A 24,697-nucleotide genomic window follows, 5' to 3' on the forward strand; every position below is an offset into this window, starting at 1 on the left:
TTGGCTCCTGTTTGCAGGCAGATTGATCGGGTTGTGGGGCGCTGCCAAGCCCACATGCTCGCATTTCACCCATTTACCGCCGCCGCGATTTCGTGCATGAGGTGCGCGATGACAGAGTTTAAAACTGCGACCACACCCCAGGACGCCGTAGATCAGCTCAATGCGCTCTATCAGGCGTCTGTCGACCGTCTTCGAACGGCACTGAAGATATTCCTGGACGGAGGAGCCCCGCCAAGCGCCGATGATCGCGCTGCCGGGGCTTTTGTTTATCCGGCCCTTCGCGTCAGCTATCTGCCGGACGGCCCGCCGCCTCCGGTTAGCCGCGCTTTTGGCAAGTTCACCGATCCGGGCGTTTACGAGAGCACAATCACCAATCCGGCGCTGTTCCGTGACTATCTGATCGAACAGCTCGAACTGCTCAATGATGGCTATGAAATCACCATCGAGGTCGGCCCGTCGACGACTGAGATCCCGTTCTCCTATGTCCTGGATGGTGCCGACGATCTGGACATGAATGCCGCCAGCCCGGCCGACCTGGTGCGCCACTTCCCGTATGCGGACCTGTCCAAGATTGATGATGACCGACCCAATGGTCTCAAGCCCAGCGCACCGGGCGAGACGCGGCCGCTCAGCCTGTTCGACGCTCCGCGTGTCGATTATTCGCTGCAGCGTCTGCGTCACTATACCGGCACGCCGTACGAGGATGTTCAGCAATTCATCCTGTTTACGAATTACCATCGTTATGTTGATGCCTTCACCAGCTGGGCCATTCGCCAGCTGAAGGAAGACAATCATTATGAGAGCTTCTCCGCCGCCGGCAATGTGACGGTGGATGCGGATACGCCCAACGCCCATGCGGTTGTGGAGGGAGCGCCCTGGCGGCGCTTCCAGATGCCGGCCTATCACCTGAAGGCACCGGGCGGACGGGGGATTACCCTGGTAAATATCGGCGTCGGTCCATCCAACGCCAAGAATATCACAGACCACCTGGCAGTCCTGCGGCCGCAATGCTGGCTGATGATCGGTCACTGCGGTGGCCTGCGCCACTCCCAGCGTCTGGGAGACTACGTGCTCGCCCACGCTTATCTGCGTTATGATGCAGTGCTGGACGAGGATATCCCGGTCGAGGTGCCGATCCCGCCGATCGCGGAAATCCAGATCGCCCTGGAGAACGCTGTGGCCAGCGTCAGCGGAGACAGCAAGGAAGATCTCAAATCCCGCCTGCGCACGGGTACAGTGGCGACCTATGCCGACCGGAACTGGGAATTGCGATACGCCGCCCAGGCCCGTCGTATCAACCAGTCCCGAGCGATTGCCGTGGACATGGAAAGCGCGACCATCGCTGCCAATGGCCTGCGCATGCGTGTGCCCTATGGAACGTTGCTCTGTGTTTCCGACAAGCCGCTGCATGGCGAGCTGAAACTGCCGGGCGCTGCGAACCTGTTCTATCAGCGTTCGGTGAGTGAACACCTCGCCGCCGGGATCGAGACCATCGAAATCCTCAAACGTGATGATGCCTCGGCTCTGCATTCGCGCAAGCTGCGCAGTTTCGACGAACCGCCCTTCAGGTAACTGTCATGCGTGATCTCCTTCCGGTCTGGTTGCCGCGCGCCGCGATAGAGGCCTTGCTGATTGTGTTTGCGGTCGTGCTGGGTTTCCTCGTCAATGAGTGGCGGGCTGATCGCGCTGCGGAAACGCGGGCCAACCTGGCACTGACCCGCATCGTGGGCGAGATGCGCGACAATCTGGAAGCGCTGGAAACAGCGGCGGAGTATCACGCGCAGATCGTGGAAAATCTCACTGCGATCGAGGCTGAGGTCCAGTCCGGGGAATTGCCGTCCAGTGCCAACCTCTTCGAGACGGTGATGCCGGCCATGCCGATGGGCATCAGCCCGCCCATCCTGTCCGATGTGGCCTGGGAGTACGCAGGCCAGACCGGGGCGCTCGATCAGCTGGATTTCGAGATCATGTCCGAAGTCGCCCGGCTGTATTCGGTTCAGGAATTGGGAACCGAGACGACCTGGAAAATGATCATCGATGCCTTTTTCTTCAACGAGGAAAGCTTCGAGATCCGCGAAATCTCGGCCAAGCTCTCCTTCATGCGTCTGTCCTTCACGGAGCTGGTGTCGCAGGAACGGTCGCTGATCTTCACCTATCGATCCGTCATTCCCCAGGTCGAGGCGCTCGTCGGGATCGAGCCAGCTGCAGAGGATGTTGGCGAGTAACGCGACGCTTTTTCTTGCTCCGGATCGCGCACTCGCGTACCTCCACATCATGACTCGTGTAAAGCCGCTTGAAGGTGTCCATAACTTTCGTAGTTTCCATGGCTATGAGGGCCTTGAAGGTGCTCGCGTGCGTGACGGACTGTACCGGTCCGGGCATTTCTCGCGCTCCTCCGAGGCTGACCGGGACTTCTTCAAATCCCTGGGCATCGCCGTTGTTGCCGATCTGCGCCGCCCGCGTGAGCGCGCGCTGGAACCGTCCAACTGGGACGCGGCGCTGGGACTGCGGGTGATTGATTCAGATCATGATGATCACGATGAACCGCCGCATCTTCAGTTCATGCGCAAGGGCGATCTCTCTGCCGAGGCGGTGAAGGGCTATATGATGTCCGCCTATCGTCGCATCCCGATGGAAGAGGGCAATCAGGTCGTGTTCCGCGAGGCGTTCAAGGCGCTTGCCTCGGGTGAGGCCGATAATGGTTTCCTGGTGCATTGTGCGGCCGGCAAGGACCGCACGGGGATTTTCTGTGCGCTTGTCCTGGGTGAATTGGGTGTCGGTTACGACGTCGTCCGCGACGATTACGAGCTGACCAATTCCGCTGTTGATTATGACAGCCTGGTCCCCAAGGTGCAGGCTCGCATGCAGGACATGCTGGGCAAACAGGTCGACGAAGCGTCGCTGCGCACTTTCCTGGGTGTTGATGGCGCCCTGCTGGACGAGGCCTTTGCCACGATCGGCGATGTGGACCGCTATCTGCGTGAGACACTGGAAATCAGCGATGACGAGCGCGATGCGCTGCGCGCGCGCTGGCTGGAGCGGTGACGCTGTCCATGTCGGAAACCGTATCGCCGCCGCTTGCCAGGGTACTGCCCTGGCGTGACCCGCTGGCGGCTTTTTCAGGCTTTGAAACTGAACGCCTGTCGCTTCTCTTGCATGACGGCCAGAGCGGACGGGCCCGGATCTTTGCACGTCCCGACGTGGTGGTAAGCGGAGAGACCGGTTCCGCATTCGCAAGCTTTGCCGAGCGATTTCGCCAGATGGACAAGGGATTGTGGGCGGGTCTGTTCGGTTATGATCTTGCGGGGGCTTTTGAGCGTTTGCCGCGGCTGGACCCGGCGTGGCCGGTTCTGGCCATGGCGCATTATCCAGTCTGGGCCGAGCTGGACCGTGATGCAAGCGAGATCCGGGTGCATGGTGAGCCGGGCGAAGCGGTCGAAGCGTTCATCGAAACGCTCTGCCGATCCTATCGCGCCCTGCCCCTCCCGGGGGAAAAGGCCAGCTGGTCCGCGAACTGGGCACGGGATGTCTATCTGGATGCAGCGCGACGGGCCCGGGATTATGTGCACGCGGGTGACGTCTTCCAGGTGAACCTGTCCCAGCGTTTCACTTCAGAACTCGCCAGCGGCGATCATCCCTATGCGGTTTTCGAGCGCCTGTGCGCCGCCAGCCCGGCCCCGCACGCGGCCTATCTGCGCCTGTCGGATGACGAGGTCGTGCTGACCAACTCTCCCGAACGTTTCATCTCGGTGCGGGAAGGACAGGTGGAGAGCCGTCCGATCAAGGGAACCCGGCCGCGCCTCGATGATCCGGAAGCTGACGCAAAGATGCACCGAGAGCTCGCTGTGTCTCGCAAGGACCAGGCGGAAAACCTGATGATCGTGGATCTGATGCGTAATGACCTGTCGCGTGTCTGTGAACCGGGATCGGTCGCAGTGCCGCGCCTGTGTGAGGTCGAGAGTTTTGCCAATGTGCACCATCTTGTGTCGGACGTTACCGGCCGGCTGCGCAGCGACTGTGACCTGGTGGATCTGATGCAGGCGAGTTTCCCGCCTGGATCCATTACCGGAGCGCCCAAGGTCCGCGCGATGGAAATCATCAGCGAGCTGGAAGGTGAGGCGCGCGGTCCCTATTGCGGTGCGCTGGGCTGGATGACACCGGATGGTGAAATGGATCTCAATGTGATGATCCGCACGGCCTCCCTGCGACGGCAAGATGATCGTTGGAGCGCGGAGATCCGCTCTGGCGGTGGTGTCGTCGCTGACAGTGATCCGGACGCCGAGTATGAAGAGACGCTGGCCAAGGCCTCGGCCCTGAAGGCCGCGATGGGGGCGTCATGACAGTCTGGATAAACGGCGATTGGCGCGATGACGCCGCGGTTTCATATCGTGATCGAGGCTTCACCCTGGGTGATGGCCTGTTCGAGACCATCGCGGTTGAACGGGGTGTGGCGCTGGGGTTGGAGCGACATATCGAACGCCTGCGCTCCAGCGCTGACGCGCTGGGCCTGGCCGATCCGCTCGCGGGGATCGATCTCGCGGGGTTGATCGGGCAAGGCGCACAGGCATCCGGCCTGGCCAGCGCAGTGGCGCGTTTCTCGGTTTCCGCCGGATTGTCCGCGCGAGGGCTGGAGCGCGCGGACCAGCCTGAGCTGACCCGGGTGCTGCAGTTTTCCGGGCGGCCCCAGTCAGCCAAAAGCATTAACCTCGCCCTTGCGGATATCAGGCGCTCGCCGACCTCGCCGTCAGCGCGTTTCAAGACATTGAGCTACGCCGACAACATCTTCGCTCGCCGCCAGGCCTGCGCTGCAGGTGCTGACATGGCGGTGTTGCTGGACGAGGATGGCCGGGTCTCCGGTGGCGATTGTGCCAATCTCTACTGGGCCGTGGATGGGCAACTCCATACGCCGGCACTTGCCTGTGCGGTGCTGCCGGGAACGGTCCGCGCGTCTCTGCTTGCACAGCTGGATCTGAATGAAGTATCGGCGTCGCTGTCTGACCTGGCTTCAGCAGACTCGATTTTTGTCAGTAATGCGGTGATGGGCGTGGTTCCGGTATCCGGTCTCGACGGCAAAAAGCTCACTGTGGATCACGCCCTGCTGGAGACGCTGCGCGAGGCCCTAGCTCAGGACCGCGATACCACGATCGAGCGGCGCGGGCGCAGGTAGAAAATCTCGCTGATATCGAAATGGCTCATGCCCAGTTGCGAAAACAGGGTGTGATAGCGGTATTCGACCTCGACCATGATGACCGAGCGATTGGTCTGCAAAACGCCGTTGGGCGTGCTCACCGAACTGCCTTCGGCCAGGGGAGCCATGCCGGAGGCATCACTCCACTGGACCTCGACATCGCCATCGCCATCCATCAACAGCGAGCTGACGCGCAATTGCAGCGGGCCGGAATCAAAGGGCACGATGATGGCGTTTCCGGCATTGAGAATATCGACAATCTCGTCATCGGTGATCACGTCGTCCTGGGCGATGAGGTCGGCAATCGCGCTGGCCGTGCTGGTGATCTTGCGATCAATCGACAGGGCAAGCGAGACCTCGACCGAACCGAGATAGATGATCAGCATCAGCGGCGCGATAATGGCAAACTCGACCGCAGAGATGCCACGTTCATCTCGCTGGAAGCGTTTGAGGAGGCTGGAAAGGTGATCAATCATCGAACGGCTCGTTTCTGAAGACGGTCGCAGACGTGATCAGGCGCTGATTGTTTTCCATGTTGGACATGCCGATCCCGAAAGAGGGGGTCATCAGCGACCAGCGATAAAAGACACGCACCAGAACAATGTCGCCGGCATCACCCGGGTCCCAGCCGAAGCCGGCGGAATCCAGCGAGCCGTCTTCCTGCACCGGGCTGGACTGATCGACATCACCGAAATCCTGAAAGACCTGCACGTCGATCGACAGACGATCGCAATTGCCGATGACATCGATCCGCGCACAGATCTCGTCCAGGAAGGTTTCGCGTGTCGTGCCGCCGGTCTGGGCCTGGCCCGTGCGGATTTGGCGCGCGGTTTCCAGCACGGCGTTTTCCAGAACCGTGCCCGTGAAAAAGACCGCCGCGACTTCCAGCATGGCGAACAGCAGGAAGAAGAAAGGTGCCGCGATCAGCGCAAACTCGACAGCGGTGGCGCCGTCCTCATTGCGCAGGGCACGTCTCAGCCTTGCTTTCACGCTGTTGGAAACACGCTTGAACATGGGTCTAGTTCCCGGCGTCGTCTTCCCCGAGCGCGGCATTGGCCGTCGCCAGGCGATCCAGCTGCTGGTCTCCCAGCGCATCCGTGCGGGCCGTGTCATCACCCACACGCGGGATCTCGTCACAGACATCGCCACACGACAGGGTGAAGCGGTTCGGGCCGCGGAACATGGCGACCTGGTTGTCATTATGATTGCTGACCACGATCTCGGACTCGTAGATCACCCGGCCGATACGATCGATGGCGATGACATTGGTCCGGCCCTGCAGGCGGCCGGTCAGGATCAGCGTGCGACCATCATGAACCAGCGCATCCGCGATGGAGGGATTGCCGACGACAACAGCGCTGGCCGTACCGGGCAGGCGAATGACTTCGGCATGCTCGGCGGCGAGGATCACTTCATCAGCCCAGCTTGCGCTGAGGCTTGTGCAGGCCAGAGTTAAGGCGATTGCGAACTGGCGGATCATGATCGGCTTCCAATCTCGTGGTGATCGAATGTTGGCAGCCAGTATCCCTCGCGCGCGTAAATCTTTCATAAACAGGGCTGTTTCGTTTATTTACAGTCTTTAAAGAACTCATTTTGTGTTTGTTAACTATAAGCCACGTTGATGCGTGTATAGATTTTGTTAAGTACGTGTTTTTACTAAATCGAAATTCTTCCCGTGTTTAGTTGGCATCGTTCAGGAGGGGTCGGGACGGATCGGCTCCTGATGGTGAGGTACCTTAACGGGAGTAATAAAAATGAAATTCGTTTCTCGCTTTTTTAAAGATGAATCTGGTGCAACGGCCATCGAGTACGGCCTGATCGCAGCCCTGATTGCAGTCGTCATTATCGGCGCTGTAACCGCACTTGGCGCTGGCGTATCCGGCAACATGCAGACGGTTGCTGATGCGCTCTAAGTGAGACGCACTTAGCGAACTACGGAATGAGCCGCCCAATCGGGCGGCTCTTTTCTTTTGTGCCAACGGAAGATTAAGCCTTGCCGTTGCACTCTCCCGGCAGACACGCCAGTCGGGGACAAAATGATTATTCAGATTACTTCACTTGTATTTGCCGGTCTTTTGATCGCGGGCGCGCTCAGCGATGCCTGGCGCTACAAGATCCCGAACTGGCTGAGCGGTGCCCTGCTGGTGCCGTTCATCATCGCTGTCATCCTCAATTTTCCCGGCTGGGGCGCGCTCGGTCTGCACCTGGCGACCGGAATTGGGGCGCTGGTGCTGGGCATGCTGATTTTTGCGGCCGGCTGGTGGGGCGGCGGGGATGCCAAGATGTTCGCCGCTGCCGCCTTCATGTACGGCTGGCCGCTGGGCGTGAGCTTCCTGTTCTACACGGCTCTGGCTGGTGGCGGACTGGTCCTGGTGCTGATCGCCTTGCGTCACACGCTTCCCGCGTTTCCGGCCCTGGCCAAACACACACCTGGAACAGCCCTGGTGCAGGGGGCTCCGGTGCCGTACGGGATTGCAATTGCGATCGCCGGCCTGTTGCTGATGCCGCAAACCGGTCTGCTTTCAACTTTTTGACGAGTTATTCGAAAATCGCATTTTAGAGCGCATTCGCGCTTTAGTATTAACGTCACTTTGAGGAATTCAGCGTCTCATCGCAATCGTATTCGTGCGTCGAGAGGTTTGGAGTTCCATGAACGCGCTTCGTATAGGCATTCTGGCAGCAGCAGCCGTGGCAGCGATTGCCGTGGCATTTTTCGTGCGTCAGGCAATGACCGTTGAAGAGCCGCAGCTTGCCCAGGTTGAGCAGCGACCGGCCACTCGTATCCTCGCCGCACGCCGGGATATCAATGTCGGTGAGCGCGTCAGCGCCAGCGACTTCTACTGGCAGTCCTGGCCCGAAGAGGCCGTCTCCGCCGGTTACATCGTCGAAAACAGCGGTCAGGATGCGTCCGAGTTTGCGGGTGCAGTGGTCCGCTCCGCCATTCGCCAGGGTGAGCCGGTCACCGGTCGTCGCCTGGTCCAGCAGGGCGATGCAGGCTTCATGTCTGCGGTCCTGTCTCCGGGCATGCGCGCTGTTGCTGTACCGACATCGGCCGAGACGGGCGCGGGCGGGTTCATCCTGCCCAATGACCGTGTCGATGTGATTGTCTCCTTCCAGCAGGAAAACGAGGAAACCCGTCGCCGCGAATTCGTCGCCCAGACTGTTGTCGAGAATGCTCGCGTTCTGGCGATCGACCAGACCTATGCAGATGAAGAGGGTGAGGGCACTGTGGTTGGTGAGACCGCGACGCTGGAGCTGACCTCAGCCCAGGCCCGCGCTGTTTCCCTGGCCGTGGCCCAGGGCGAGGTCACCCTGGTCCTGCGCGCGCTTGAAGACACGACCACCGGACCGTCGCTGGTTTCCGGTGGCGAGAATGTCGCCGCCTCGGTCGGCAATTCCGATGATGATGAAAGCCGCCGCGTCACCCTGATCCGTTACGGACGGGCACAGACGCTGGCCCTGGCAGGTGGCGAGTGAGGTTGCTGGTCATGTTTCGCGCGTTAGTCCTCTCCCTGTTCGCGACTGCCCTGGTGGCTCCGGCCTGGGCCCAGCCCGCCGGTACCGAGCGTGGCAATACGATGCAGGTCTATATCCGCGAGCCGGGTGAAGGTCCGGTCTCGGAAGATCTCGATCTGCCGCTCAACAAGGCTGCGGTTGTTCATCTGCCGGTTGATGTCGCAGACGTCCTCGTTACCAACCCGGAAGTCGTCGACGCCGTCGTTCGCACGCCGCGCCGCGCCTATCTGATGGGCATGGGTATCGGCCAGACGAATGCCTTTTTCTTTGATGCCAATGGCCAGCTGATCCTGGATCTGGACCTGCGCGTCGAGCGCGATCTCGCACCGCTGCAGGACTCCATGAACCGTTTCCTGCCGGACGCCCGTGTCCAGGTCGAGGCGATGAATGACCACATTGTCCTGTCCGGCTCTGTGCCCAACGCCATGGCCGCTGATACGGCGATGCAGATCGCCCAGCGCTGGGTCGAGGATCCGGAGCACATTCTCTCCATGCTGGAGATCGAGGCGCGTGAACAGGTGATGCTGAAAGTCCGCATCGTCGAGATGGAACGTACCATCGTGCGCCAGCTGGGCATCAACCTGTCCGCCGGCGCGACCAGCGGCGAGTTCGATGTCCGTGTTGCGACTGATCACGAGTTTTCTCTCGCGGGCCGTTTCCTGCGGGGCGCCCAGACGGCATTTGACTGGGTCAATGGCGATCCCGGCAATGGTGTGAACAACGTCTCCGGCCTGTTGCAGGCGATGGAGCGTGTCGGACTGGTGCGTACCCTGGCCGAGCCGAACCTGGTGGCGATCACCGGCGAGAGCGCGAACTTCCTGGCAGGTGGAGAATTCCCGGTGCCGGTCGGTCGTGACCGCGATGGCAATATCATCATCGAGTACAAGTCCTTTGGTGTCGGCCTGGGCTTTACGCCGGTCGTCTTGTCGGAAGGCCGTATCTCCATGCGCATCTCCACCGAGGTGTCGGAGCTGACGACCCAGGGTGCACTGAGCTTCAATGAAGGTCAGGTCACTGACGACAACGGCGAAGTCGTTGGTGTTCTGGAAGGTCTGACCATTCCGGCGCTCAGCGTGAATCGGGCCGAGACGACGGTCGAGTTGCCTTCCGGTGGCAGCCTGGTCCTGGCCGGTCTGATCCAGGAAGAAACGCGTCAGAACCTGGACGGTGTTCCGGGTGTCCAGAACCTGCCGGTTCTGGGAGCGCTGTTCCGCTCGCGCGATTTCGAGAACGAAGAAACCGAACTGGTAGTCCTGGTCACGCCTTACCTGGTGGACCCGGCCGATCCGAACGATCTGCAAACCCCGGCGGATGGTTTCCAGACAGCATCAGAAGCCGAGACGCTGCTGTTTGGTCGCCTTAACCGCGCCTATTCGGTTCCGGGTTCCGACACGGGTGACCGTGGCTGGAGTGGCCCGATCGGGTTCCTGTTCGACTAGTGGAGTTGGTGATGGTGTCGAAGAAGATGTTCAAAGCCTCGCTGATGGCCCTCGTGATCAGCACCGGTCTTGCCGGCTGCGCCACGACCGCGACCGATCTGGACCTGCCGCAGGCAACTGCGCGTGCCGAGACCTATCGCAGTGAGTTTGTTGTTGATCCGCGGGACAACGGCCTGACCTGGGCGCAGCAGAGCCAGCTGGCGATGATCGCTGACGAATACAAGGCCCGTGGCCATGGTCCGCTGGTGATCAGCTATCCGCAGGGTGCCGCCAATGAGCAGGCCGCCATGCACGCCATCGCCGAGGCCCGCAACTACTTCTATGCGGCTGGCCTGGACTGGCGACAGATCGAGGGTGGCGCCTATCTGGCAAACGGTGCCGGCAATGGCGCCCTGGTCTTTTCCTTTACGCGTTACGAGGCTGTCGCTCCGAATTGTGATGGCTGGAACAATCTCGCCATGGATCTGGACAACCGGCATTCGCGCCGGTTCGGCTGTTTCATGGCGGCAAACCTGGCGGCAACCATCGCGGATCCCCGCGACCTGGTGGCGCCACGCACTATGGATGCCCCAGATGGAGAGCGTCGCCAGACGGTTCTCGATCGCTATCGGGCAGGCCAGTCAACCGCAAGCGAACGCAGCGACTATGAAAGTGGTGCTGTCTCGCAGGTCGGAAACTAAGGGGGCGAAAGGAGCGAGATATGGCTGACAATCGTGCCCTGAAAGACGAGTTTTACGAGGACGATGATCCCTTCATGGATGCTGCAGACGTCGAGCGCATGATGCTTGGTGAGGCAGCGTTTGATGACTTGCCTCCGGAAGAGACCTCCGACACCGGTCATCGTTTCGGCGCCAGCGCTGTAGAGCTGGACGATGACCCCTTCATGGTTGATGAGGAGGCCGAGGCCTTCGAGACACCGCTCGAGGGCGAGGTCGACAATCCGCTGTTTGCAGAGCTCCAGAGCGAGCTGGAATCTGCGCCCATGGGCGAGTCCCTCTATGGTGAAATCGACAATGATGTACCGGATCAGCCGGTGCCGCGTATCACCATCGGTGCGTTCTGCGAGCGTTCCGAGACAGGTGCCCTAGTGTCCGTGGCGTCCGAGGATCGCCGCCTGTCCAAGGCCCATGTCGACGTTCAGATGGGCGGCCTGCCGGCAGCGATCGAGCGTTATCATGACGAGACGACACCCAATCTTCTGATTATCGAGACCGGGATGCGCGGTCGTGGTTTGTTCGACCAGCTCGAAGAACTGGCCGGTGTCTGTGACCCGGACACCAAGGTGGTCATCGTCGGTGCGACCAATGACATCGTGCTCTACCGCGAGCTGATCAAGCGCGGCGTAAGCGAATATCTCGTGCCGCCGATGACGCCGCTGCACCTGATCCGCACGATCTCCGAGCTGTTCCTCGATCCGGACCAGCCCTTCGCGGGCAAGACCGTGGCCTTTATCGGTTCCAAGGGTGGTGTCGGCTCCTCGACCATTGCGCATAATTGTGCGTGGGCGTTGACCGAGAACCTGGCCCAGGACGCCGTGTTGATGGACATGGATCTTTCCTGGGGTACTGCCGGTCTGGATTTCAACCAGGATCCGACCCAGACACTGGGCGATGCGCTCAGCGAGCCGGATCGTCTGGACGATGCCCTGCTGGATCGCCTCTTGGTGCGCTGCACCGACAGGCTCAGCCTGTTCTCGGCTCCGGCCACACTCGATCGCGACTGGGAGTTCGCGCCGCAGGATTATGAAAACGTGCTGGAGAAAGTGCGTCGCCAGGCGCCGTTTGTAGCGCTCGACCTGCCGCATGTCTGGCTGCCCTGGGTCAAGCAGACGCTGCTGTCGTCCGACGAGGTGGTGCTGACGGTAACGCCGGACCTGGCCTCCCTGCGCAATGCGAAAAACCTGTTCGACTTGGTGACCGGTGCGCGTCCCAATGACGAGCCGCCGAAGGTTGTCGTGAACATGGCTGGCATGGCCAAGCGTCCGGAAATCCCGCTCAAGGATTTTGCCGATGCGCTGGGGTCCCCGCCAGTTCTCGTCCTGCCGTTCGAACCACAGCTGTTTGGCAAGGCCGCAAATAACGGACAAATGATCCACGAGCTGGATCCCAAGTCCAAGGCTGCTGACGGTTTTGGGCATCTCGCCTCGCTGGTGACGGGGCGCACGCCGCCGCCACCGCGCAAGCGCTCTCTCTTTTCCAAGCTTTTCGGAGGCTAACACGCCATGTTCGGCAAACGTGCCGGAGGACCTCCTGCCGCCCCAGCCCGCAAGGCACCGACCACCCAGGCCGCCGAGCCTGAAGCCCGCCCCCAGACGGAGGCGGGTCCTGGTCGTTCTGCGGAGAAGGTAGAGAAGAAGGCGGCTCCGAAACCGGCACCCAAGCCAAAGCGTGTTGCCAAGAAGCCGGCCGATAATGGCGGGCGCTCGGAAGAGTATTACGCCGTCAAGACGACGATCTTCAACGCGCTAATCGATACGATCGATCTGGGTCAGCTTGCCCGTCTCGACCAGGACACGGCGGCAGAAGAAATCCGCGACATTGTCACCGAGATCATCTCGATCAAGAACGTCGCCATGTCGATCGCCGAGCAGGAACAACTGCTCCAGGACATCTGTAACGACGTTCTCGGCTATGGCCCGCTCGAGCCGCTGCTGGCTCGCGATGATATCGCCGACATCATGGTCAATGGTGCTGACAGCGTTTTCATCGAGGTCAACGGCAAGGTCGAGAAGACCAACATCCGTTTCCGCGACAACGGCCAGCTGATGAATATCTGTCAGCGGATCGTGAGCCAGGTCGGCCGCCGGGTCGATGAGAGCTCGCCGATCTGTGACGCCCGTCTTGCAGACGGTTCGCGTGTCAACGTGATCGCCCCGCCGCTGGCGCTGGATGGTCCCACGCTGACCATTCGTAAGTTTAAAAAAGACAAGCTGACCATGAGCAATCTGGTCGACTTCAACTCCATCACGCCCGACGGCGCAAAAGTGCTGGGCGTGATCGGCGCCAGCCGCTGTAACGTGCTGATCTCCGGCGGTACCGGTTCGGGCAAGACGACGCTGCTGAACTGCATGACCGGCTATATCGAGGAGGATGAGCGCGTCATCACCTGTGAGGACGCCGCGGAACTCCAGCTGCAACAGCCACACGTGGTCCGTCTCGAGACCCGCCCGCCAAACCTTGAGGGTACAGGCATGGTCACCATGCGTGACCTGGTCAAGAACTGCCTGCGTATGCGTCCGGAACGGATCATCGTGGGTGAGGTGCGTGGCCCGGAGGCGTTCGACCTCCTGCAGGCCATGAACACGGGTCACGACGGTTCAATGGGTACGCTGCACGCCAACTCCCCGCGCGAAGCTCTCAGCCGTATTGAATCCATGATCACGATGGGCGGTTACAATCTGCCGGCCAAGACCATCCGCGAGATGATCGTCGGCTCGATCGACGTCATTATCCAGGCTGCCCGCCTTCGCGATGGTTCACGCAAGATCACCCATGTCACGGAAGTGGTTGGTCTGGAAGGCGATGTCATCATCACCCAAGACCTCTTTGTCTACGAGATGAAGGGCGAGGATGGCGATGGAAAGATCCTCGGCCAGCACCAGTCGACGGGTATTGCCCGTCCGAAATTCTGGGATCGTGCACGCTATTTCGGTCTGGAGCGCGAGCTCGCCCAGGCCCTGGATGCATCGGAGGCGTAAGGCATGAACGGCGACATCCTCTTCATTCTCGCCGCTGCGGCCGCCTTTGTGGCGGTTGGCGGTGTCGGCTGGGTCGCCGTCGGAGCCATGGGCGATGCCCAGAGCAAGCAGCGCGTGACCCGCGCGGTCGGCGGTGCCTCGGCTGCACGTAGCAAACGCGGAAGCGGCCCGCAGGACCAGGCGGCACAGCGCCGCAAGCAGATCTCTGACTCGCTCAAGGATATCGAGCAGAAACAGAAGGATCAGCGCGCCAAGAGTATCTCGCTGAAATCACGTATTCAGCAAGCCGGGATGGAATTTTCGCCGACCGCCTTCTGGATCGGATCGCTTGTTTCGGCGCTGGTCGTGGCAGCCATTGCCTTTTTCACCGGCCAGAGCCTGCTGGTTGTCGGCGGCGCGACGATTGTGGGCGGTCTTGGCTTGCCGCGCTGGTGGCTGGGTTTCCTGCGTAGCAGCCGTCAGAAGAAATTTACCCAGGAGTTTGCCAACTCTCTCGATGTCATCGTGCGGGGTGTGAAATCCGGCCTTCCACTCAATGAATGTCTCAAGATTATCGCCGCGGAATCCCCGGACCCGGTCGGTTCCGAGTTCAAAGAACTTTGCGATGGCATCGCCATGGGCGTTTCGCTGGAGGAGAATCTCAACCGCATGTGTGACCGCATGCCCCTGGCTGAGCTCAACTTCTTCCGTACCGTCCTGATCATCCAGCAAAAGACCGGTGGTAACCTCGCCGAGACGCTGGGCAATCTCTCCGTCGTGCTGCGTTCACGCAAGCTGATGCGCGAGAAGATCAGTGCGCTGTCGTCCGAGGCCAAATCCTCTGCCGCCATCATCGGTTCCCTGCCGCCTGGCGTTCTGGGCATCGTCTATGCGACCACCCCGTCCTACATGAACCTCATGTTCGTTGACCCCACCGGACAGCTGATGTTGCTGGGCGGGGCGACCTGGATGTTCATGGGCATCATGGTCATGCGCGGCATGATCAACTTCAAGATCTAGGTGGGACATGTTCGGTATCGGCTTCGTAGAAATCCGGGATTTTCTCACTGATCCGCAGATGCTGCTGACGGTGGTCTCCGGCCTGCTCGTTTTTGCCACCATTGTCACCCTGACTTCGCCCATGTTCAGCGGCGACAAGCTCGACAAGCGTATCAAGGGTGTGCAGCACCGTCGTGAGGAGCTGCGCCGCAAGAACCGTGAACAGCTTGAGGCCGATGCGCGGGCGAAACACGAAAGTCGCTCTATCCGGGGCGAGGAGGCCAAGGGCCTCATGCGCAAGGTCGTGGATTCGCTCAACCTGCAAAAGGCCTTCGAGGATCCCGAGCTGCAGGCCAAGCTGGCGCAGGCCGGCCTGCGCGGAAATCGCCCGACGGTGACCTTCTACTTCTTCCGCCTGACGGCGCCTTTCGTGATGCTGGGCGGGGCGCTCTTTTATCTGTTCATGGTCAATGATTTCGGCCTGCCGACCATCACGCGATACTGTTTCGCCCTGGGTATCGGTATGCTGGGCTATTATGCGCCGAACCTTTATCTCTCCAACCTGGCTGCCAAGCGCCAGCAGTCAGTCATGGGCGCATTCCCGGATGCCCTGGACCTCCTGTTGATCTGTGTGGAATCGGGAATGTCAGTTGAAGCGGCTTTCCACAAGGTCTCTACGGAGATCGGTGCCCAGTCCGTTGAACTGGCTGAAGAGTTGTCCCTGACCACGGCGGAGCTCGCTTATTTGCAGGATCGCCGGATCGCCTATGAGAACCTGGCCAAACGCACCAATCACCCGGGGGTAAAAGCGGTCTGCACCTCGCTGATCCAGGCGGAGCGATATGGTACCCCGCTGGGACAGGCCCTGCGGGTCATGGCCAAGGAAAACCGGGACATGCGTCTGGCCGCCGCCGAAAAAAAGGCGGCCTCGCTGCCGGCCAAGCTGACAGTTCCAATGATCGTGTTTTTCCTGCCCGTACTGTTCGTGGTTATTCTCGGACCGGCCATCATCCGCTTCAATAGTCTGTGACGAAATTGATTTGGCGCGGTAATTGAATAGTCTGCGTCATGTTACAGAAGTGGACACCGCCCATGTTTTCGGGCCGCAATTCAGCGGAAAAGCGTCGTGAAGCGATTGAGGCGGCCGATCTGGCCGTCGCTGAAGCGATGACCGCTATCAACAACGAAGACGTCGAAGCGGCTCGCAAGGCGCTGTCCGAAGCGCCCAAGACCCATTTTGCCGATGTTGGCTGGAAGGTTGGCCTGGCGGGAGCGATGGTTGATTTGATGGCTGGTCGCATGCGCAGTTCTGTGAACAAGTTCGTCGCCGTGTGCAGCCGTCTGGATGACACGTCCCTGTCCAAGGACGACAAGAATTATCTTCGTCTGTATGCGCTCTATCGCACCAGCGAGGCCAGCAAGGACCGCAAGGCGCCGCCGGCCCTGCGTGAACTGGTCGAGGATTTCCGTTTCGACCACACCCTGGTCGACCCGGTCCTGCGCAAGGACTTCCCGTTGAAAAAAGTCGACCCGGAAGCCGAGGTCGCAGCCCCGCCTCCACCACCTCCTGCGGTTTGAGATTGTCTGATCTCACGCCAACTCGCTGCGCTCGCGGCTCCGATGGGGCGGGCTGACCGCCTGGCGCGCGGTCGCGCTTGCGAAGTGGTTTTCGATCTCACGGCAGTTCGCTTTGCTCACGCCTCCGATGGGGCGGGCTGACCGCCCGGCGCGCAGTCGCGCTTGCGACGCCTTTGGCGTCGGAGGTTGGTGTTTTCCTCCCCCTCCAGGGGGAGGTCCCGCGAAGCGGGGGAGGGGGAACACCAAAACCTCCACGCGCCAGGACGCTGGAGTGAGAGGCATGCGGAAGGCCGGCGAAACCGGATGTATATTCAAAAGCAGGGGTTAAAGGCCTCCCGCACACGGGTCTGCTGTCTGTCATGCCCTTGTGACCCCGAAGGGTCGACAGACGCTTCCCGCACATCCACGCCCGAAAAGACTGAGCTCTCGCCTCCCACGACATGGATCACGGGTGATTATGGGGGAGGATCGAGCTGTGTGGATATCTTCCCCGCTCGCGGGGAAGTGGGCTCGCCGTAGCCAACGGCGAAGGCGGGGTCGAAGGGGCGCGAACGCTAGTGAGAACAACACCTTCGCGCTACGCCCCCTCCGTCCCTTCGGGACACCTCCCCGGGGGGAGGATAACTCAAACCGTCTGTTTCTTTCCCGGCACGGCAAACAGCGCCAGTGCAGCAATGGTCCACGATCCCGCCGCGATGAAGAAGGTCAGTATGGCCTGGCCACCCAGGAAACCGGTCAGGATGGGCCCCATGACGCCGGCGACGACCATTTGGGGCAGGACGATGAAGAAATTGAAGATGCCCATATAGATACCCATCTTCCTGGCCGGCAGGGCGTCGGAGAGGATGGCGTAGGGCATGGTCAGGATGGAGCCCCAGGCCATGCCGATGCCGATCATCGGGATCAGTAGCATGTTCGGGTCCGAGATGAAGTAGAGCGAGGCATAGGACAGGGCGCCGGCACACAGGCTGAAACCGTGAGCGAAACGGCGATTGATGCGCGCCGAGATCAGCACCAGGGCGATCGCCCAGACAGCGGACACACCATTATAGGTGCTGAACAGCGTACCGACCCAGTTGGCGCCCTGGTTATAGGCTTCCGAGGTCGGGTCCGAGCTTCCGTAATGATGCGCGGCAATGGCGGGCGTCGTGTAGACCCACATGATGAACAGCGCGAACCAGGAGAAGAACTGGACGACTGCCAGGCGCTGCATGACCTTCGGCATGGAGACCAGGTCGGTCATGATGTGACTGACGAGATTGTTCGTCTGCTGGCGCATTTTGAACAGGGCGTGGGTCAGGAAGGCGAGGCCGATACCGCCCGCTGTCACTGTCAGCACATATAGTTCAGGCGCCATCTCGAAGCGATAAATGGCAAAACTGCCCAGCGCGAAAACCATCAACAGGCTGACGGCATTGGCGATGAAATAGCTGGCGGATTTCTCCTGCGGCTCGGAAGAATTGCTCCGGCCGGCATCCTTGCTTTCTTCCTTGTCGAAGCTGGCGAGTTGTTCCGGTGAATATTCGCGTGTGGACAGGATCGTCCATCCCACCGCGATGAACATGGCGATGCCGCCGATATAGAAGGAGTATTTGACCGAGTCCGGGATGACGCCTTCCGGGGCGGTTGTGGCGACGCCAAACCACTCCGTCAGAATGCCCGGCATGGCCGAGGCGAGGGCGGCACCAGCACCGATCAGGATGGTCTGCATGGCAAATCCCTGGGTGCGCTGGCGCGAGGGCAGCATGTCCCCGACAAAGGCGCGGAAGGGTTCCATGGACACATTGATCGAGGCGTCGAGCACCCACAACATCACCACGCCGGCCCACAGATAGGGCGAGTGCGGCATGATGAAGAGGGAGAGTGTGGACAGCACGGCACCGGCCAGGAAATAGGGGCGACGGCGGCCCAGCGGGCCCCAGGTGCGGTCGGAGAAATGGCCGATCAGCGGCTGTACCAAGAGGCCCGTTACCGGTCCGGCGAGCCAGTAGATCGCCAGGTTGGACACATCCGCGCCCAGGGTCTGGAAGATCCGGCTGATATTGGCGCCCTGCAGGGCAAAAGCCATCTGGATCCCGAAGAAGCCAAACGACATGTTGAAAATCTGCCAGAAACCCAGCCGAGGCTTTAACATGCCTTTCTCCCCGTTTTCATAATTTTGCGAATATTGCGATATCGGGTTGAGCTTGTCGAGTAGAAAGGTCGGCGGCTGACTAGCCTATGTTTAGCAACCTTGAGCGGTCTATCAGCGTCCTGTGTCGGCGGGTTTGTGTTCTCTCGTGGTGGTCGAAATATGCAATAAATTGCAAGATCGGTGAAATTGGTGTTCTCTCGGAGAAAGTGAGCGGTGGAGCTTGCAATTCCGTTTTCGCCGTTTACCACTGCAAATGCTGCAAAAAAGACAAGAGGGCTATGAAATCGTGACGAAAAAGACCACTCGTCTGGAAGATCTCGCCAAGCGGGCCGGTGTCTCTGTGTCCACCGCGTCACGGGCATTGAATGACAGCCCCTCCGTCAATATGCGCACCAAGCAGGCGATCTGGAAGCTCGCACGGGAGCTGGATTATCCCTTCCGCCGTCACATGCCGGCCGGGCCGATCGGGGCCAAGGCGACGATCTCCATTGTGGTGCCCAAGCCGCAGGACCGCGATACCCGCCTGTCCGATCCGTTTTTCTTCGAACTGCTGGCCGGTGTTGGTGATGCCGCGCGTGAGCGCGATTGCGACATCCATATCTCGCATGTCACACCGGGTAGTTATGATGACCTGGTAATGTCGATGACGACACACCGCGCCGATGGTGTGATCTTTGTCGGGCAGAGCACGCTGCACAACGCCTTCAACCGGCTTGCCGAGACCGAGGGGCGTTTCGTGGTCTGGGGCGCCGAGCTTCCCGAGCAGCGCTATTGCTGTGTCGGTTCGGACAATTTCGCCGGTGGTCGCCGGGCTGCGGCGCACCTGGCGCGACTGGGGCGCAAGCGTATCGCCTTTCTGGGGCAGTCCGAGGCGCCGGAAGTCATGCAGCGTTTCCGCGGTTATCGCGATGCGCTGGATGCGGCGGGGCTTGATGTGAGTGACGAGCTGGTCATCCCGTCCCATTTCGACGTGGAGTCGGCGGAGGCCTCGATCGAGGCTGTGGTCAAGAATGGTGTCGAGATCGACGGTATAGTCGCGGCCAGTGACGTGATTGCCTTTGGTGCCATTCGCGGTCTGCAGCTGGCCGGTCTGACCGTGCCGAAGGATGTCTCTGTTGTCGGTTACGACAACATCTCCTTTGCGCGCTATTCCAATCCCGCGCTGACCACGATTGACCAGGACATGGCCGCGGCGGGTCGATTGATCCTGTCCAAACTGCTCGACTTCCGTGGGCCACAGGCGCGTCGTTCCGAGCGCCTGTCGACCGACCTTATTGTGCGCGCCAGCTGTGGCGCCTAGGTGCGCGCCGCAATCAGGCCTGCATAGCCGGCGAGACTATCGCCATCGCTGTCGTGATTGACGCTCTCGATCACCGTCCATCCGGCCGGCAACTGCCAGTCAATCTTTTGTGCGCTCAGATTGAAGGCGCAGAGCAGGGCGTCATTGCCCGAGCCACGCTGAAAGATTGCCAGCTTGTCCGGTGTGTCTCCGAAAAAGCGCATGGAGCCTTCGCGCAGGGTGCTGTTTTCACGGCGCAGGGCCAGAATGCGTCTTGCAATGGTGAGCGTTGAATTCTCGTCTGCAGCCTGCAGGTCGACGGCAAGCTCGGCGTGGCGTGGATCCACCGGCAGCCAGGGTTCGGCTGATGAAAAGCCGGCGTTTTCAGCGTCGTGCTGCCAGGGCATGGGGGTGCGGGCGCCATCGCGACCGAGGGTCTCCGGCCAGTTGGTGATGGCTTCGGGGTCCTGCAGTCTCTCAAATGGCACATGCGCCTGGGGCAGGCCCAGCTCCTCGCCCTGATAGATGAAGATGTTCCCGCGCAGGCTGTTCAGCAGCAGGAAGGACATGCGGGCGAATGCGGCCTGGTTCTCCTCGCTCGCCCATCGCGAAATCGCACGCGGTGCGTCGTGATTGGAGAAAGTCCAGCTCGGCCAGCCGGTCTCGTCATTTTCCGGCCAAAGCTCGGTAGCTTCCCGGATCAGGTCCGCATTAAGCGCGTTGGCGTAGAGATAGAGGAAGCCGTAGGCACTGTGCAGCCGGCCCGGCGGGGCGGTGTAGAGCTTCATCTCTTCCTGTCCGCGCTCGCCGCCGACTTCTGCAACGAGGAAGCGCCCGGAATATGTGTCAGCCTGGGCGCGCAGTTCCTCCAGGAAATCAATGATGGCCGGGTGGGACTGGTTATAGAAATGGTGCTGGAAGTCGAAGGGGCGGGTCTTCTTCGTGCTGGCATCCCGGACCGGCGGATTATCGCGCATGTTCAGGTCGTGCATCATGAAGTTCACGGCATCCAGGCGAATGCCGTCTACACCGCGATCCAGCCAGAATTTCTGCGTGGCCAGGATGGCGTCCTGGACGGCTGGATTGTGCACGTTGAGATCGGGCTGCTGTGGCAGGAAGTTGTGCAGATAATACTGTCCGCGCCGAGCATCCCAGGTCCAGGCCGGACCACCAAAAACGGATTGCCAGTTTGTCGGCGGGGAGCCGTCCGGGTTGGCGTCAGCCCAGACAAACCAGTCGGCCTTGTCATTGTCCCGGCTGGTGCGGCTTTCGCGGAACCAGTCGTGCTGGTCCGAGGCATGTGAATAGACCTGGTCGATAATGACTTTCAGGCCGAGCTCATGTGCACGCGCCAGCAGGGCGTCGAAGTCTTCGAGAGTGCCAAAAATCGGATCTACGTCACAGAAGTCGGCCACGTCATAACCGAAATCGGCCATCGGGGATTTGTAGAAGGGGGAGATCCAGACGGCATCCACGCCCAGCTCGGCAATATGCTCGAGGTGTTGGGTGATGCCGGGCAGGTCGCCGATTCCATCGCCGTTCGAGTCGGCATAGCTGCGGGGATATATCTGGTAGATCGTCGCGCCTTTCCACCATTCCGCCTGCGGTGACGGTTCGGCGGATGATCTGACAAGCATCTCCATCGTGGTGTTCCCCTTTGTCCTTCTTAACGCCCTAGTTTCGTTGGGCGAATTCGCAGTTGTGTGAGATGCAAGCGCAAGTCTTGCTTTCACAAAGTCTGCAAAAATTGCAGAAAATTGCAAAACATGTCAACGCCCAAGAATTCGCGATATGCTATATATAATTGAGATAGATCGGATGTAACAATTTCGCTACAGTTTATTTATCTCCGAAAATTTCATCCACTTGATGCTTGCCGAGAGGTGCGATTTTCATTAATTTGCAAGCTGGCTACCCAGTCACGTGTGGAAAAGTGACGGGTGTGAGGGAGGAAATTTATGCGCAAGATCACGAAATCTCGCCGCGGTATGCTTATGGCGACGGCGGCATCTTCAGTCGCCCTGGGGCTGAGCCCTGCGAGTGCAGCGATTGCCCAGGACGAGGAAGCTGGCCCAACTGAGGTCATTACCGTCACCGGTATCCGCGCCGCCATAGAGAGCTCGATCGAGGCGAAGCGCGAGTCAACTTCAATCGTCGAGGCAATCTCGGCAGAGGACATCGGCAAGCTGCCGGACGTTTCCATCGCGGAATCGCTGGCGCGTCTGCCGGGTCTTGCCGCGCAACGTGTTCGCGGTCGCGCTCAGGTGGTTTCCGTGCGCGGTCTCGGTCCGGACTTCACGACTGCACTTCTGAACGGGCGTGAACAGGTCACCGCTGGCGATAACCGCGGCGTCGAGTTTGATCAGTATCCGTCCGAGCTGATCAACCAGGCGCTCGTCTACAAGACACCGGACGCCCAGCTGGTCTCGCAAGGTCTGGCCGGTACGGTCGATCTTCGCACCATCCGCCCGCTCGAGTTTGGCAACCGCTCGGTCAGCCTGAGCGCAAGCTATGAGATGAACATGAATGATCAGCTCAATGCTGATTATGACGATACGGGTTACCGTCTGACGGGTACCTATGTGAACCAGTTCGCTGATGACACGGTCGGCCTGGTTTTCTCCATTGCTCACCAGAATACACCGACGCAGGGTGAGAAATACGAAATCTGTAACTTCCAGGACCTGAGCGGAAACAATGGTCCGGAATGTTTCAAGATGTTCTCCGAATCCCGCGATCTTGACCGTACAGCGATGCTGGGCACGCTGGAATTCGAGCCGAATGACACGTTCAATGCGTCTGTTGACGTGATGTACACCGAGTTTACCGATGGCGGTGTCCGTCGCGGTATCGAACTGGCAACCGGCAACTGGCTGGGTGACAGTAATTCCGGTATCTCCCATCAGACCATTGAGGCCTCAAATGGCCTGGTAACAGCCGGCACGTTCTCTAACGTCTTTGGTGTCGTTCGCAACGACGTGCAGGAGCGAGACGCCGAGCTGTTCTCGCTCGGTTTCAACGCTCAGTGGCGCCCATTCGACAACTGGGAGTTTGAAGCTGATGTCAGCCACTCCCGTGTCGAGCGTACGGCACTCGATTTCGAAAGCTATATGGGTTTCGCAGAAGGCGGTTGGCCGAATTACCCATCGGCCATCGATGATGTGAACTACAACTTCAACGGCAATCGTTATCGCTTCAATTCTTCGGTTGGTGCCGGGTATGCCGACCCGTCTTTGATGGTGCTGACCGACCCGGGCGGCTGGGGCCAGGACGGCTTTAACAAGACGCTCAACACCGATGACGAGCTGAACGCTCTGCGCCTCAGCGCGACGCGTGAGTTCGCACAGGGCTTCTTCACGTCCATCGAAGGCGGCCTGTATATGACGTCGCGTGAAAAAGAGCGCGAAACGATCGAGAACTTTGTCGACCTTGCCAGCGGAAATGGCGCTGAGGCTATTCCGAGCCAGTACCTGATGGCACCGACCAGCCTGAGCTGGGTGTCCAACATCGAGGTGCCTGCCTACGATCCGACAGCCCTGTTGAGTGACGGCATCTACACGCTGCGTCCGCTGAACCCGGCCTTTATTGTCGGCAAGCAGTGGCGCGTCGAAGAAGACGTGATGGTTGCGTACGGGCAGGCCAATTTCGAATCTCAGCTTGGCGACGTTCCCTACTTTGGTAACGTTGGTGTCCAGGTAGTCCAAACCGACCAGAGCTCTTCGGGCCCGGCCTCTTACTTTGACCCGAATCTGAACACGAGCATCGTGCTGGATACGCCCGTTTCGGCAGGTGATGACTATACCGAGGTGCTTCCTAGCTTGAACGTCAGTTTCGAGTTGAACGAAGACACATATCTCCGCTTGGGTGCGGCACGGACGCTGGCCCGGGCACGTATGGATGATATGCGCGCCTCTGTTTCCGTGAACGCACCGGACGCTACGGTTTGTAGCGTCGATCCGGTATCTGGAACGTTTACTTATACGCCGCCGTCGGACACGACGCGGTCCTGTCTCAGCGGAAGCTCGGGCAATCCGTTCCTGCGTCCGTACATCGCTGACAGCTTCGATATTTCGCTCGAGCGTTACTTCGGGGATGGTGCAGGATACTGGTCCATTGCGGCATTCCACAAGGAAATCGACAGCTGGGTCTTCGGCTCGGTTCCGTTCACGGTTGATGCTTCGACTGCTGTCGATGACATCTTCGGTGCTGGTACGGCTGCGGCCAACCCGGGCGTCGGCGATGCGCGTTTCTCTGCGGCCGAGAACGTCAATGGGGGTTGGCTCCGCGGTATGGAATTCTCGCTCAGCCTGCCGGCTGAAGTCTTCCTGCCGGAAATGTTCGAAGGCCTCGGAATGTTCGCGACCTACTCGATCACGGACAGCGAAATCCAGCCTCCGACGGCGAACAGCCCGATCACCATTCCGGGCCTGTCGGAAACCCTCGGCAACATCACGGTCTACTATGAGCGTGAGGGCTGGGAGTTCCGCGTTTCCAATCGCTGGCGTTCCGATTTCCTGGCCGAGCTGCCGGACTTCACCGGTCAGCCGGACTTCCGCTCCGCTCTGGAAGAGTCGGTTGTGGATGCCCAGATCGGTTACGAGTTTGCCGAAGGTCCGCTGGATGGCCTGACTGTACAGCTGCAGGCGAACAACGTCTTTGACGAACGTTTCGGTACGTTCGTGAACGGTGATGAGCGTCAGGTCCGTAACTGGGAAGAGTATGGTGCGACCTACACTTTCCGCCTGAGCTGGCGTCGTTAAGTCTCTCCTGAGTGACTAGACTGAGCCCCCGCCGGCCTGTTCGGCGGGGGCTTTTTTATGGGCGTCGCAGCGGCTTGATCCCCGGGCCGGACGCGTGAAAAACTCTGAACCGGGATTTGAGGGGCCGC

At 60.2% G+C, this 24,697-nt stretch carries 22 protein-coding genes; 17 read left to right on the top strand and 5 right to left on the bottom strand.

Annotated features, from left to right (window positions below; genetic code table 11):
* Window positions 1-108 precede the first annotated feature (108 nt).
* The 5 genes from SIC17_RS10270 to SIC17_RS10290 are packed head-to-tail and all read left to right on the top strand — an operon-like array spanning window position 109 to window position 5,167.
* Window positions 109-1,572 carry an AMP nucleosidase gene (locus tag SIC17_RS10270; protein WP_412545296.1) on the top strand — a complete coding sequence of 488 codons (1,464 nt, stop codon included), beginning with the start codon at window positions 109-111 and terminating at the stop codon, window positions 1,570-1,572.
* Window positions 1,573-1,577: 5 nt separating this feature from the next.
* Window positions 1,578-2,225: a hypothetical protein gene (locus SIC17_RS10275; RefSeq protein WP_412545297.1), complete on the top strand. Its 648-nt coding sequence runs from the start codon at window positions 1,578-1,580 to the stop codon at window positions 2,223-2,225.
* Between the two features lie 49 nt (window positions 2,226-2,274).
* A complete protein-coding gene (locus SIC17_RS10280) occupies window positions 2,275-3,045 on the top strand; it encodes a tyrosine-protein phosphatase (RefSeq protein WP_291891482.1) in 771 nt (256 codons plus the stop codon).
* Window positions 3,046-3,053: 8 nt separating this feature from the next.
* Window positions 3,054-4,340, top strand: a complete 1,287-nt coding sequence (gene pabB, locus SIC17_RS10285; RefSeq protein ID WP_291891483.1) for an aminodeoxychorismate synthase component I — start codon at window positions 3,054-3,056, stop codon at window positions 4,338-4,340.
* Window positions 4,337-5,167 (top strand): aminotransferase class IV, encoded by an 831-nt coding sequence (locus SIC17_RS10290; RefSeq protein ID WP_412545298.1) that lies wholly within the window; start codon window positions 4,337-4,339, stop codon window positions 5,165-5,167. The genes pabB and SIC17_RS10290 overlap by 4 nt, the downstream gene beginning before the upstream one ends.
* On the opposite strand, the gene SIC17_RS10295 is transcribed toward SIC17_RS10290, so the two are convergent.
* From SIC17_RS10295 to SIC17_RS10305, 3 genes are read right to left on the bottom strand one after another with little or no spacing between them, the layout of a single operon-like run.
* Complete coding sequence (locus tag SIC17_RS10295; RefSeq protein ID WP_291891485.1) at window positions 5,125-5,664, bottom strand: TadE/TadG family type IV pilus assembly protein; 540 nt, start codon at window positions 5,662-5,664, stop codon at window positions 5,125-5,127. The two genes, SIC17_RS10290 and SIC17_RS10295, sit on opposite strands and share 43 nt — an antisense overlap.
* On the bottom strand, window positions 5,657-6,202 hold the full coding sequence (locus SIC17_RS10300) for a TadE/TadG family type IV pilus assembly protein (protein ID WP_412545299.1): 546 nt from the start codon (window positions 6,200-6,202) through the stop codon (window positions 5,657-5,659). Before SIC17_RS10300 ends, SIC17_RS10295 begins: the two co-directional genes overlap by 8 nt.
* Window positions 6,203-6,206: 4 nt before the next feature.
* Window positions 6,207-6,668: a pilus assembly protein N-terminal domain-containing protein gene (locus SIC17_RS10305; protein WP_291891487.1), complete on the bottom strand. Its 462-nt coding sequence runs from the start codon at window positions 6,666-6,668 to the stop codon at window positions 6,207-6,209.
* A gap of 274 nt (window positions 6,669-6,942) precedes the next feature.
* On the opposite strand from SIC17_RS10305, the gene SIC17_RS10310 reads away from it, so the two are divergent.
* From SIC17_RS10310 to SIC17_RS10355, 10 genes are all read left to right on the top strand, one after another.
* A complete protein-coding gene (locus SIC17_RS10310) occupies window positions 6,943-7,101 on the top strand; it encodes a Flp family type IVb pilin (protein WP_291891488.1) in 159 nt (52 codons plus the stop codon).
* Window positions 7,102-7,224: 123 nt separating this feature from the next.
* Window positions 7,225-7,722 (top strand): prepilin peptidase, encoded by a 498-nt coding sequence (locus SIC17_RS10315; RefSeq protein WP_412545300.1) that lies wholly within the window; start codon window positions 7,225-7,227, stop codon window positions 7,720-7,722.
* A 115-nt stretch (window positions 7,723-7,837) separates the two neighbouring features.
* On the top strand, window positions 7,838-8,665 hold the full coding sequence (gene cpaB, locus SIC17_RS10320) for a Flp pilus assembly protein CpaB (protein WP_291891490.1): 828 nt from the start codon (window positions 7,838-7,840) through the stop codon (window positions 8,663-8,665).
* Between the two features lie 11 nt (window positions 8,666-8,676).
* Window positions 8,677-10,143, top strand: coding sequence for a type II and III secretion system protein family protein (locus SIC17_RS10325; protein ID WP_412545301.1), 1,467 nt, complete (start codon window positions 8,677-8,679; stop codon window positions 10,141-10,143).
* 11 nt (window positions 10,144-10,154) lie between these two features.
* The gene (locus SIC17_RS10330) at window positions 10,155-10,823 is read left to right on the top strand and encodes a CpaD family pilus assembly protein (RefSeq protein ID WP_291891492.1); all 669 of its coding nucleotides are present in this window, start codon (window positions 10,155-10,157) and stop codon (window positions 10,821-10,823) included.
* 20 nt (window positions 10,824-10,843) lie between these two features.
* Window positions 10,844-12,358 carry an AAA family ATPase gene (locus SIC17_RS10335; protein ID WP_412545302.1) on the top strand — a complete coding sequence of 505 codons (1,515 nt, stop codon included), beginning with the start codon at window positions 10,844-10,846 and terminating at the stop codon, window positions 12,356-12,358.
* 6 nt (window positions 12,359-12,364) lie between these two features.
* The gene (locus SIC17_RS10340; protein WP_291891494.1) at window positions 12,365-13,840 is read left to right on the top strand and encodes a CpaF family protein; all 1,476 of its coding nucleotides are present in this window, start codon (window positions 12,365-12,367) and stop codon (window positions 13,838-13,840) included.
* Between the two features lie 3 nt (window positions 13,841-13,843).
* Window positions 13,844-14,839, top strand: coding sequence for a type II secretion system F family protein (locus SIC17_RS10345; protein ID WP_412545303.1), 996 nt, complete (start codon window positions 13,844-13,846; stop codon window positions 14,837-14,839).
* A 7-nt stretch (window positions 14,840-14,846) separates the two neighbouring features.
* Entirely contained in the window at window positions 14,847-15,848 is a 1,002-nt protein-coding gene (locus tag SIC17_RS10350) for a type II secretion system F family protein (protein WP_291891496.1), read from the top strand.
* Window positions 15,849-15,910: 62 nt separating this feature from the next.
* Window positions 15,911-16,396 (top strand): hypothetical protein, encoded by a 486-nt coding sequence (locus SIC17_RS10355; protein WP_291891497.1) that lies wholly within the window; start codon window positions 15,911-15,913, stop codon window positions 16,394-16,396.
* Between the two features lie 625 nt (window positions 16,397-17,021).
* On the opposite strand, the gene SIC17_RS10360 is transcribed toward SIC17_RS10355, so the two are convergent.
* The gene (locus SIC17_RS10360) at window positions 17,022-18,530 is read right to left on the bottom strand and encodes an MFS transporter (RefSeq protein WP_412545304.1); all 1,509 of its coding nucleotides are present in this window, start codon (window positions 18,528-18,530) and stop codon (window positions 17,022-17,024) included.
* A 286-nt stretch (window positions 18,531-18,816) separates the two neighbouring features.
* On the opposite strand from SIC17_RS10360, the gene SIC17_RS10365 reads away from it, so the two are divergent.
* On the top strand, window positions 18,817-19,830 hold the full coding sequence (locus SIC17_RS10365; RefSeq protein WP_412545305.1) for a LacI family DNA-binding transcriptional regulator: 1,014 nt from the start codon (window positions 18,817-18,819) through the stop codon (window positions 19,828-19,830).
* Here the strand turns inward: SIC17_RS10365 and SIC17_RS10370 are convergent.
* Window positions 19,827-21,452, bottom strand: coding sequence for an alpha-glucosidase (locus tag SIC17_RS10370; RefSeq protein WP_412545306.1), 1,626 nt, complete (start codon window positions 21,450-21,452; stop codon window positions 19,827-19,829). The two genes, SIC17_RS10365 and SIC17_RS10370, sit on opposite strands and share 4 nt — an antisense overlap.
* 315 nt (window positions 21,453-21,767) lie before the next feature.
* Here SIC17_RS10370 and SIC17_RS10375 point away from each other — a divergent pair, with 315 nt between their 5' ends.
* Window positions 21,768-24,569, top strand: coding sequence for a TonB-dependent receptor (locus SIC17_RS10375; protein WP_412545307.1), 2,802 nt, complete (start codon window positions 21,768-21,770; stop codon window positions 24,567-24,569).
* Window positions 24,570-24,697 lie beyond the last annotated feature (128 nt).

It is taken from the genome of Maricaulis sp. MIT060901, assembly GCF_047123815.1.
Lineage (GTDB): Bacteria > Pseudomonadota > Alphaproteobacteria > Caulobacterales > Maricaulaceae > Maricaulis.

Bases quoted from the DNA above. Each gene is read 5' to 3' on its own strand.
- SIC17_RS10305 (WP_291891487.1), bottom strand. From the start codon at position 6,668: ATGATCCGCCAGTTCGCAATCGCCTTAACTCTGGCCTGCACAAGCCTC.
- SIC17_RS10290 (WP_412545298.1), top strand. From the start codon at position 4,337: ATGACAGTCTGGATAAACGGCGATTGGCGCGATGACGCCGCGGTTTCA.
- SIC17_RS10345 (WP_412545303.1), top strand. From the start codon at position 13,844: ATGAACGGCGACATCCTCTTCATTCTCGCCGCTGCGGCCGCCTTTGTG.
- SIC17_RS10370 (WP_412545306.1), bottom strand. From the start codon at position 21,452: ATGGAGATGCTTGTCAGATCATCCGCCGAACCGTCACCGCAGGCGGAA.
- SIC17_RS10340 (WP_291891494.1), top strand. From the start codon at position 12,365: ATGTTCGGCAAACGTGCCGGAGGACCTCCTGCCGCCCCAGCCCGCAAG.
- SIC17_RS10355 (WP_291891497.1), top strand. From the start codon at position 15,911: ATGTTTTCGGGCCGCAATTCAGCGGAAAAGCGTCGTGAAGCGATTGAG.
- SIC17_RS10330 (WP_291891492.1), top strand. From the start codon at position 10,155: ATGGTGTCGAAGAAGATGTTCAAAGCCTCGCTGATGGCCCTCGTGATC.
- SIC17_RS10360 (WP_412545304.1), bottom strand. From the start codon at position 18,530: ATGTTAAAGCCTCGGCTGGGTTTCTGGCAGATTTTCAACATGTCGTTT.
- SIC17_RS10375 (WP_412545307.1), top strand. From the start codon at position 21,768: ATGCGCAAGATCACGAAATCTCGCCGCGGTATGCTTATGGCGACGGCG.
- SIC17_RS10350 (WP_291891496.1), top strand. From the start codon at position 14,847: ATGTTCGGTATCGGCTTCGTAGAAATCCGGGATTTTCTCACTGATCCG.
- SIC17_RS10335 (WP_412545302.1), top strand. From the start codon at position 10,844: ATGGCTGACAATCGTGCCCTGAAAGACGAGTTTTACGAGGACGATGAT.
- cpaB (WP_291891490.1), top strand. From the start codon at position 7,838: ATGAACGCGCTTCGTATAGGCATTCTGGCAGCAGCAGCCGTGGCAGCG.
- SIC17_RS10315 (WP_412545300.1), top strand. From the start codon at position 7,225: ATGATTATTCAGATTACTTCACTTGTATTTGCCGGTCTTTTGATCGCG.
- SIC17_RS10295 (WP_291891485.1), bottom strand. From the start codon at position 5,664: ATGATTGATCACCTTTCCAGCCTCCTCAAACGCTTCCAGCGAGATGAA.
- SIC17_RS10300 (WP_412545299.1), bottom strand. From the start codon at position 6,202: ATGTTCAAGCGTGTTTCCAACAGCGTGAAAGCAAGGCTGAGACGTGCC.
- SIC17_RS10280 (WP_291891482.1), top strand. From the start codon at position 2,275: ATGACTCGTGTAAAGCCGCTTGAAGGTGTCCATAACTTTCGTAGTTTC.
- SIC17_RS10325 (WP_412545301.1), top strand. From the start codon at position 8,677: ATGTTTCGCGCGTTAGTCCTCTCCCTGTTCGCGACTGCCCTGGTGGCT.
- SIC17_RS10270 (WP_412545296.1), top strand. From the start codon at position 109: ATGACAGAGTTTAAAACTGCGACCACACCCCAGGACGCCGTAGATCAG.
- SIC17_RS10310 (WP_291891488.1), top strand. From the start codon at position 6,943: ATGAAATTCGTTTCTCGCTTTTTTAAAGATGAATCTGGTGCAACGGCC.
- pabB (WP_291891483.1), top strand. From the start codon at position 3,054: ATGTCGGAAACCGTATCGCCGCCGCTTGCCAGGGTACTGCCCTGGCGT.
- SIC17_RS10275 (WP_412545297.1), top strand. From the start codon at position 1,578: ATGCGTGATCTCCTTCCGGTCTGGTTGCCGCGCGCCGCGATAGAGGCC.